This is a genomic window from Mycobacterium sp. (assembly GCF_049673265.1).
Taxonomy (GTDB): domain Bacteria; phylum Actinomycetota; class Actinomycetes; order Mycobacteriales; family Mycobacteriaceae; genus Mycobacterium.
In genome coordinates, this window is the sequence record NZ_JBATXN010000388.1 from 1 (window position 1) to 6,691 (window position 6,691).

A 6,691-nucleotide genomic window follows, 5' to 3' on the forward strand; every position below is an offset into this window, starting at 1 on the left:
ATTTGGCACCGAGTCGACAATCTTGCGGACGGCTTCGACGGACTCGGTGGACAAACTCTCACCCATGTTGCCGGCGAGGTAGGCCTGGACATAGGCCGCTTTTCCATCCGGGCTTTGCGAGCCCGCAGCAGTCAGCGGGTCATTCCAGAAATCCTGAATGTGCTGGACGTGCTTGGTGTCCTGCTCGAGTCGCTTGACGATGTCGCCGTAATACCGGTGCGCAGCATCCCCGAGCGGCCTGTCGCCCTCCAGGACGATCATCGCCGAGGTGTCGGAGTTGAATTCGGGGACGAACTTCCCGTCCTTGATTTCGCCGAAGGTCGATCCGACCTTCTTCATCGCGATCATCCCCGGCGCGTCTTTCGGACTCTGTGACACGGCGTGATCTTTGGTGACGACTTCCAGTTGCGGCACCGTGACATTCACAAACACGGTGAGTCCCAGCCACAGCAGCACGATCGGCAGCGCGAGCCGATGGATCATCCGGGGCAGAAACGGCGGGATCAACGGCTGCGAGACAGGCTGCGTCGCCTCGGTGGTCTCGCTCATGCGGACTTGTTCAGGCAGAAGGTGAAGGCGTTTGTTGTTTCGTTGGCGGGGGATTGATTTGTGGCCTTGACGACCGGACCGCGCCCGTCGTTGTCGTCCAGGGTGATCTTGCAGGCGATCCACGCGCCGCTGCCCTGCGCCACGAGATTGGCCGGCAGGGAAGGCTGCGTTGTTGTCAGCGGAAACGACCACGGCAGGGGGACGTTGAGGGCCTGCTGCGGCTTGGAATCTTGATCCAGATAGTTGATGGTCGCCACGCTGCCCGGTGGGCCCCAGACCTCGAGTGTTAAGACTTTGGGGTTGAACGGCTTTATCTCTTCGGCGACCGCACCGCCGCCGAAGGCGTTGCCGTGAACACCGAAGATGCCCCGCAGTCGGTACACGCAAAACCCTGAAACTGCGACCACGGCGACGATGACCAGCACCACCCAGAACCGGGTCAGGAGTCGTGACAGCAGGGACCGTTGTCCGGTTGGCTTCCGGTTGGCGGCCTGCTCAGCACCGGCACCGGCGACCGGGGTCGCCAGCGGCTCGGTCCTCGGCTCGGTGGTGGTCATGGGTTCTTTCATCCTTAACCAGGGGCGAAGGGCGCTCAACTAATTAGCCTGTGTGTAACCTTAGCTACTCTAATCGGAATACGCGACAGAATAGAAACCGGGCAGGGAGGGTTTGGATCACTGAATCGGGCTTTCCGACCGGTGCGCTCGGACGGGGTGCGAACGCGACGAGAGGATCGGTGACAATGAGCGATAGGAAACGGCCTCGTTCCCCACGAGGAACGGCGAGCGATACTATCCAGCCCATGAACGTTACGGGATTTGCCGTTGTTGCCATCGCCGCGGCGATCGGCCTGTCCGCGCCGGCCTACGCCGACCCCGACACCGACTTCGACAACCAGCTCCAGAAGTACGGCATCTACGGGTCGCATGACTACAACCCGTATCTGGCCAAGATCGCCTGCCGACGGCTGGGTCAGGGCGTCGATCCCGACGCGGCAGCTTCCGCTCATTTCCTCTCCAACAATCTCCCCAGGGGCACCACGCAGGTGCAGACCTATCAATTCCTCGGTAGCGCCATCAGCATGTACTGCCCCGACTTGGCGCCCAAGCTGCAGAACATTCCCGCGCGCTAAGCGGTCGAAACGAAGCCGCGCGGCAGCGTCAGCGGCAAGTCGTTGTAGGTGGCAATGCCCGGTGCCGCGGCGACGACGGCTGGGATCGCGTTGATCGCGGGCAGCGCTGTCATGATGTGTCCGAGGTCCATGAATTCTTCGATCGTGGTGGCCTCGAAATACGGCGGCGGCAGGAAACCGACCTTGGTGGTAACTGTGGGCTGTCCGTCGACCTGGATGACCCAGCCGTCTCCGTCGATCTTCCAGTCCGGCTCGAGTGTCTGTCCTTTGCGCCACCGAACATTGAGGTCGATGACGGTCTTGCCGCCGACGACTCCCTGCCAGCTGATGTAGACGCCTGCCACGCATCCCGCGGGGATGGTCCACGACGCCATCTCGAGATCCGCTGTGGTTTGCGCGAATTCGGCTTCACACCGCACGTCGTCGAGTTCGATGCCCAGCGCATCACCCACCAGCCGGACTGCCTCACCGAAGATCGCGGTGCCCTTTGCGGCCATCGACTGCAGGTCCGGGTGGTCGATCGGCTGGCCGAAGCCGACCGGCTTCTCGGTGTCCGGCGAGTCGTAGAAGGTGGTGTCGGCGGCTTCGTTGACGGTGACCTTGTCGACTCGGTTGCACACCATCGCACAGACGATGGCCAGCAGCTCGGCGAAACCCGGGCTCACGCCTGATCCGAAGATCGTGGCGCCGCCCAACTCGGCGGCTTCGACGATCCGGTCGCGGCCGGCGCCGAGGTTTCGTCCGGTGATGAAGGAGGCGGTGGTCACCACGTTGACGCCCGCCGACAGGATGCGGACCAACTCGTCGACGTCGATCCACATCGGGTTGTAGACCACGCAGTCGGGTTTGAGAGCAAGCAGCGCGTCGACGTCGTTGGTGGCGGCCACCCCTAGCGGCGCAATGCCGACCAGCTCGCCGGCGTCACGGCCTACCTTCTCCGCCGACCAGGCATAGCACCCCACCAGTTCCAAAATCGGGTTGGCGGCGATCGATTTGAGGGAGCTTTTGCCGACGTTTCCGGTGTTCCACTGAACTACTCGATAATTATTTGGCACTCGCTCAGCATAGGGAAGTGCGGCCCGGTCGGAAACGGCATCTCATGGTTCGCGAGGTGCTGGCGCGGCGCCGTTGAGCACCACGTCGACGCCTGGCTGGATTCAGTCGTCGACGGCGACACCGCGGCGCGTGCGCCTGCGCCGGTGCACCCCTGAGGGTTTGCCGGTCGGGCGCCGGTTGCGCAGGCCGCGTTCGGCGGCAGCGTCTTCCAGGCCGTCGTCGTCCATGTCGGCGTCTTCAACTGGGGGCGCCTCTTGCGCTGTCGACTCGACATCGGTGGCCGCGACGACTTCGGCGGGCTGCTCAACCGTTTCGGTCGTTTCGTCGCCGTCGGCGTCAGCGGTGTCTTCCGCCTCGCCGTCAGACTCTTGATCTTCTTCGGTCTCTGCCTCGGCCTCGTCGACGTCGCCGTCCTTCTTGCCGCGGCGGCGGCGCTGCTTCTTTTCTTTCTTGGGCTTCAGCGGTTTCGGCGGTGGTGGCGGAAGCTCGGCGACGAACGACAGGTAGAACCCGAAAATGCCGAGCAGCGCAATCGCGGCTGCCGCGCCGTAAATGGCAAACAGCCACTGTCCGACGTTGTCCAGGTTCAGCCAGATCTCGCTGATCGCGGTGCCGACAATCAGCACGCCGGCCAGCACATGGGCCACCACCGACGCGGTCTGCAGGGTCAGGGCCAGCTGCGGGGTGCCGAACTCCGGCTTGCGAGCCCGCAGCAAAGTGAACACCACCGGCAATGCGGCCAGGGCAATCACCACCCCGGCGACGATCCGCGCCGCCGTGCCGAGGGTGGGCGAGGTGTCGCCCATCAACTCGGGCCAGCGCGGTAGCACGAAGAAGAAATAGAGGACGCCTGCGGCGATCGAGAACGTCGCGTGCCACAGCGTGGCAGAACTGCGTCCCATGCCCCTCCTTGAACTGGTATCCGGTTGCGACCAGACCTTAGCCGATGGCGATCAAGCCTGGTCGCACCCCGGACTGAGTGCGGAGGATGCGGGATTTGAACCCGCGAGGGCTGTTAACCCAACCCGCGTTCCAGGCGAGCGCCATAGGCCACTAGGCGAATCCTCCGTCGGCCATGGTAGCCGAGCGCAGCTACGCGTCCTTAATACTGTCGCCGATTGATGCGGCGACAGTACTAGACTCTCGGTGGACCCCGCGCGGCGTCTATCCTGTGAACTCCCCCAGGGCCGGAAGGCAGCAAGGGTCAATGGGCTCTGGCGGGTGCGCGGGGTCCCCTATGTGGATCTGGTGGCGACGCGCTGCGCTCGGCTTCGCCGGGCTTGCGATCGCCACCGGTGACCACCCAGTTGTCAGTAGTGAAAGGCGGATGGTGTCGTACGGCTCGTTCAGCTCCCTAGGCCGTACCGACCTCGAGGCATTGCATGCCCGCCACCAGGACGACTATCGCGAACTGCAGTCGCTGAAGCTCGCCTTGGACCTCACCCGCGGCAAACCATGCAGCGACCAACTGGACCTGTCCAACGCCTTGCTGAGTCTGCCCGGCGACGACTATCGCGACGGCGAGGGCACCGACACCCGCAACTACGGCGGCCAGCACGGCCTGCCGGAACTGCGGACCATCTTCGGCGAGCTGCTCGGCATCCCGGTGCCCCACCTGATCGCGAGTAACAACGCCAGCCTGGAACTGATGCACGACGTGGTGGTCTTTTCGATGCTGCACGGCGGTGTGGATTCGCCGCGGCCCTGGAAGGACGAGCCGGTCGTCAAGTTCTTATGTCCGGTTCCCGGCTATGACCGGCATTTCGCCATCACCGAAACCATGGGCGTCGAGATGATCCCGATCCCGATGCTCGAGGACGGCCCGGACGTCGACCTGATCGAAGAGCTCGTCGCCGTCGACCCGGCCATCAAGGGCATGTGGGCGGTACCGGTGTTCGCCAATCCCACCGGCATCACCTACTCGTGGGAGACGGTTCGACGGCTGGTGCAGATGCGCACGGCGGCCGAAGATTTCCGGCTGTTCTGGGACAACGCCTACGCGGTGCACACCTTGACGCTGGAGTTCGTCCGCCAGGTCGACGTGCTGGGTCTGGCCGCCGCGGCGGGCAACCCCAACCGGCCATACGTCTTCGCGTCGACGTCGAAGATCACCTTCGCCGGAGCCGGCGTCAGCTTCTTCGGCGGATCTCTGGGCAACATTGCCTGGTATTTGCAGTACGCCGGAAAGAAGTCGATCGGGCCGGACAAGGTCAATCAGCTGCGGCACCTGCGCTTCTTCGGCGACGCCGACGGCGTTCGGCTGCAGATGCTGCGCCACCAGCAGTTGCTGGCGCCCAAATTCGCGTTGGCTTTGGAGATCCTGGACAAGCGGCTCGGCGAGTCCAAGATCGCCTCCTGGAACGAGCCGCAGGGCGGTTACTTCATCAGCCTCGACGTGTTGCCGGGTACGGCGCGGCGCACCGTCGCCTTGGCCAAAGAGGCCGGTATCGCCGTCACCGAAGCGGGCGCGTCGTTCCCCTACCGAAAAGACCCGGACGACAAGAACATCCGGATCGCGCCGACGTTCCCTCCGCTATCCGACCTGCGCAATGCGATCGACGGCCTGGCCACCTGCGCATTGCTGGCCGCCAGCGAGTCGCTGCTCAGCCGGGAATAGGTCGCCCAGCCAGGTCGGCGTCGGACGGCATCGGTAGCCTGCTGACCGTGGCTCTCTACCGCAAGTACCGACCGGCGACCTTCGCGGAAGTGGTAGGGCAGGAACACGTCACCGAGCCGCTGTGCACCGCGTTGTCGGCGGGCCGAATCAACCACGCTTACTTGTTTTCCGGTCCCCGCGGCTGCGGCAAGACGTCGTCGGCGCGCATCTTGGCCCGATCGCTGAACTGTGTGCAGGGGCCCACGGCAACGCCATGCGGTGTCTGCGACTCTTGCGTCGCGCTGGCGCCCAACGGGCCGGGCAGCATCGACGTCGTCGAACTCGACGCGGCCAGCCACGGCGGCGTGGACGACACCCGTGAGTTGCGCGATCGCGCGTTTTACGCGCCGGCCCAGTCGCGCTACCGGGTCTTCATCGTCGACGAGGCGCACATGGTGACTACGGCAGGGTTCAACGCGCTGCTCAAAATCGTCGAGGAGCCCCCCGAGCACCTCATCTTCATCTTTGCCACGACTGAGCCGGAGAAGGTGTTGCCGACGATCCGGTCGCGCACCCATCACTATCCGTTCCGGCTGCTGCCGCCCCGCACCATGCGGGCGCTGATCGAACGGATCTGCACGCAGGAGGGGGTGGTCGCCGACGAAGCGGTCTACCCGCTGGTGATCCGGGCCGGCGGCGGGTCGCCCCGCGACACCCTTTCGGTTCTCGACCAATTGCTGGCCGGTTCGGAATCCGGTCCGGACGGCAACCGGATCAGTTACCAGCGGGCACTGGGGCTGCTGGGCGCCACCGACGTTGCGCTGATCGACGAGGCCGTCGACGCTCTTGCCGCCGCCGACGCCGCGGCGTTGTTCGGGGCGGTCGAATCGGTGATCGATGCCGGGCATGACCCTCGGCGCTTCGCCACCGACCTGCTTGAGCGGTTCCGCGATTTGCTTGTGCTGCAAGCTGTTCCAGACGCCGTTGCTCGCGGGGTGGTCGACGCGCCGGAAGACGTGCTGGACCGGATACGCGATCAAGCGGCTCGGCTCGGCACGGCCACGCTCACCCGCTACGCCGAAGTCGTGCATGCCGGCCTGACTGAGATGCGCGGCGCGACGGCCCCCCGTCTGCTGCTCGAGGTGATCTGCGCGCGGCTGTTGTTGCCGTCGGCCAGTGACACCGAATCGGCGCTGCTGCAACGCGTCGAGCGCATCGAAACCAGGCTGGAGATGTCTATTCCGCGCGGCGACAAAACGCCCGCCGAAGCGACTGTCGTGCCGAGACCATCACCGCCGCCGGCCGTCGCCGCTGAGCCGGAACCCACACCGGCGCCGGGGCCAACCTCGCCCGGGCAG

7 protein-coding genes, 1 tRNA gene and 1 other RNA gene are annotated in these 6,691 nt (G+C 65.0%); 4 read left to right on the forward strand and 5 right to left on the reverse strand.

All coding sequences use genetic code 11. The annotated features are described in order from the left end of the window. Both WBF82_RS13450 and WBF82_RS13455 read right to left on the reverse strand, forming a co-directional pair. Nucleotides 1–549: MMPL family transporter (locus tag WBF82_RS13450; RefSeq protein ID WP_424383510.1), on the reverse strand; the 549-nt coding region annotated here is incomplete at its 3' end. Then, on the reverse strand, nt 546–1,106 hold the full coding sequence (locus tag WBF82_RS13455) for an MmpS family transport accessory protein (RefSeq protein ID WP_424383511.1): 561 nt from the start codon (nt 1,104–1,106) through the stop codon (nt 546–548). The genes WBF82_RS13455 and WBF82_RS13450, both read right to left, overlap by 4 nt. 245 nt (nt 1,107–1,351) lie before the next feature. Here WBF82_RS13455 and WBF82_RS13460 point away from each other — a divergent pair, with 245 nt between their 5' ends. Beyond that, nucleotides 1,352–1,681: a DUF732 domain-containing protein gene (locus WBF82_RS13460; RefSeq protein ID WP_424383512.1), complete on the forward strand. Its 330-nt coding sequence runs from the start codon at nt 1,352–1,354 to the stop codon at nt 1,679–1,681. Here the strand turns inward: WBF82_RS13460 and WBF82_RS13465 are convergent. The 3 genes from WBF82_RS13465 to WBF82_RS13475 all read right to left on the reverse strand — a co-directional run bounded on the left by WBF82_RS13465 (nt 1,678) and on the right by WBF82_RS13475 (nt 3,805). Further along, complete coding sequence (locus tag WBF82_RS13465; RefSeq protein WP_424383513.1) at nt 1,678–2,736, reverse strand: dihydrodipicolinate reductase; 1,059 nt, start codon at nt 2,734–2,736, stop codon at nt 1,678–1,680. The two genes, WBF82_RS13460 and WBF82_RS13465, sit on opposite strands and share 4 nt — an antisense overlap. Before the next feature lie 102 nt (nt 2,737–2,838). After that, a complete protein-coding gene (locus WBF82_RS13470; protein ID WP_424383514.1) occupies nt 2,839–3,639 on the reverse strand; it encodes a hypothetical protein in 801 nt (266 codons plus the stop codon). 80 nt (nt 3,640–3,719) lie between these two features. After that, a tRNA-Ser gene (locus WBF82_RS13475) sits at nt 3,720–3,805 on the reverse strand. 76 nt (nt 3,806–3,881) lie between these two features. Between WBF82_RS13475 and ffs the strand changes: the two genes are divergently transcribed. The 3 genes from ffs to WBF82_RS13490 all read left to right on the forward strand — a co-directional run. Continuing rightward, nucleotides 3,882–3,978: signal recognition particle sRNA small type (gene ffs / locus WBF82_RS13480), an RNA gene on the forward strand. Between the two features lie 86 nt (nt 3,979–4,064). Next, entirely contained in the window at nt 4,065–5,354 is a 1,290-nt protein-coding gene (locus WBF82_RS13485; protein WP_424383516.1) for an aminotransferase class I/II-fold pyridoxal phosphate-dependent enzyme, read from the forward strand. A 47-nt stretch (nt 5,355–5,401) separates the two neighbouring features. Beyond that, nucleotides 5,402–6,691 (forward strand): DNA polymerase III subunits gamma/tau (locus WBF82_RS13490; RefSeq protein ID WP_424383515.1); only part of this gene is annotated, 1,290 nt, incomplete at its 3' end.

What these genes read in the sequence shown, in the direction of transcription:
- WBF82_RS13485 (WP_424383516.1), top strand. Translation starts at nt 4,065, where the DNA reads ATGGTGTCGTACGGCTCGTTCAGCTCCCTAGGCCGTACCGACCTCGAG.
- WBF82_RS13455 (WP_424383511.1), bottom strand. Translation starts at nt 1,106, where the DNA reads ATGACCACCACCGAGCCGAGGACCGAGCCGCTGGCGACCCCGGTCGCC.
- WBF82_RS13470 (WP_424383514.1), bottom strand. Translation starts at nt 3,639, where the DNA reads ATGGGACGCAGTTCTGCCACGCTGTGGCACGCGACGTTCTCGATCGCC.
- WBF82_RS13460 (WP_424383512.1), top strand. Translation starts at nt 1,352, where the DNA reads ATGAACGTTACGGGATTTGCCGTTGTTGCCATCGCCGCGGCGATCGGC.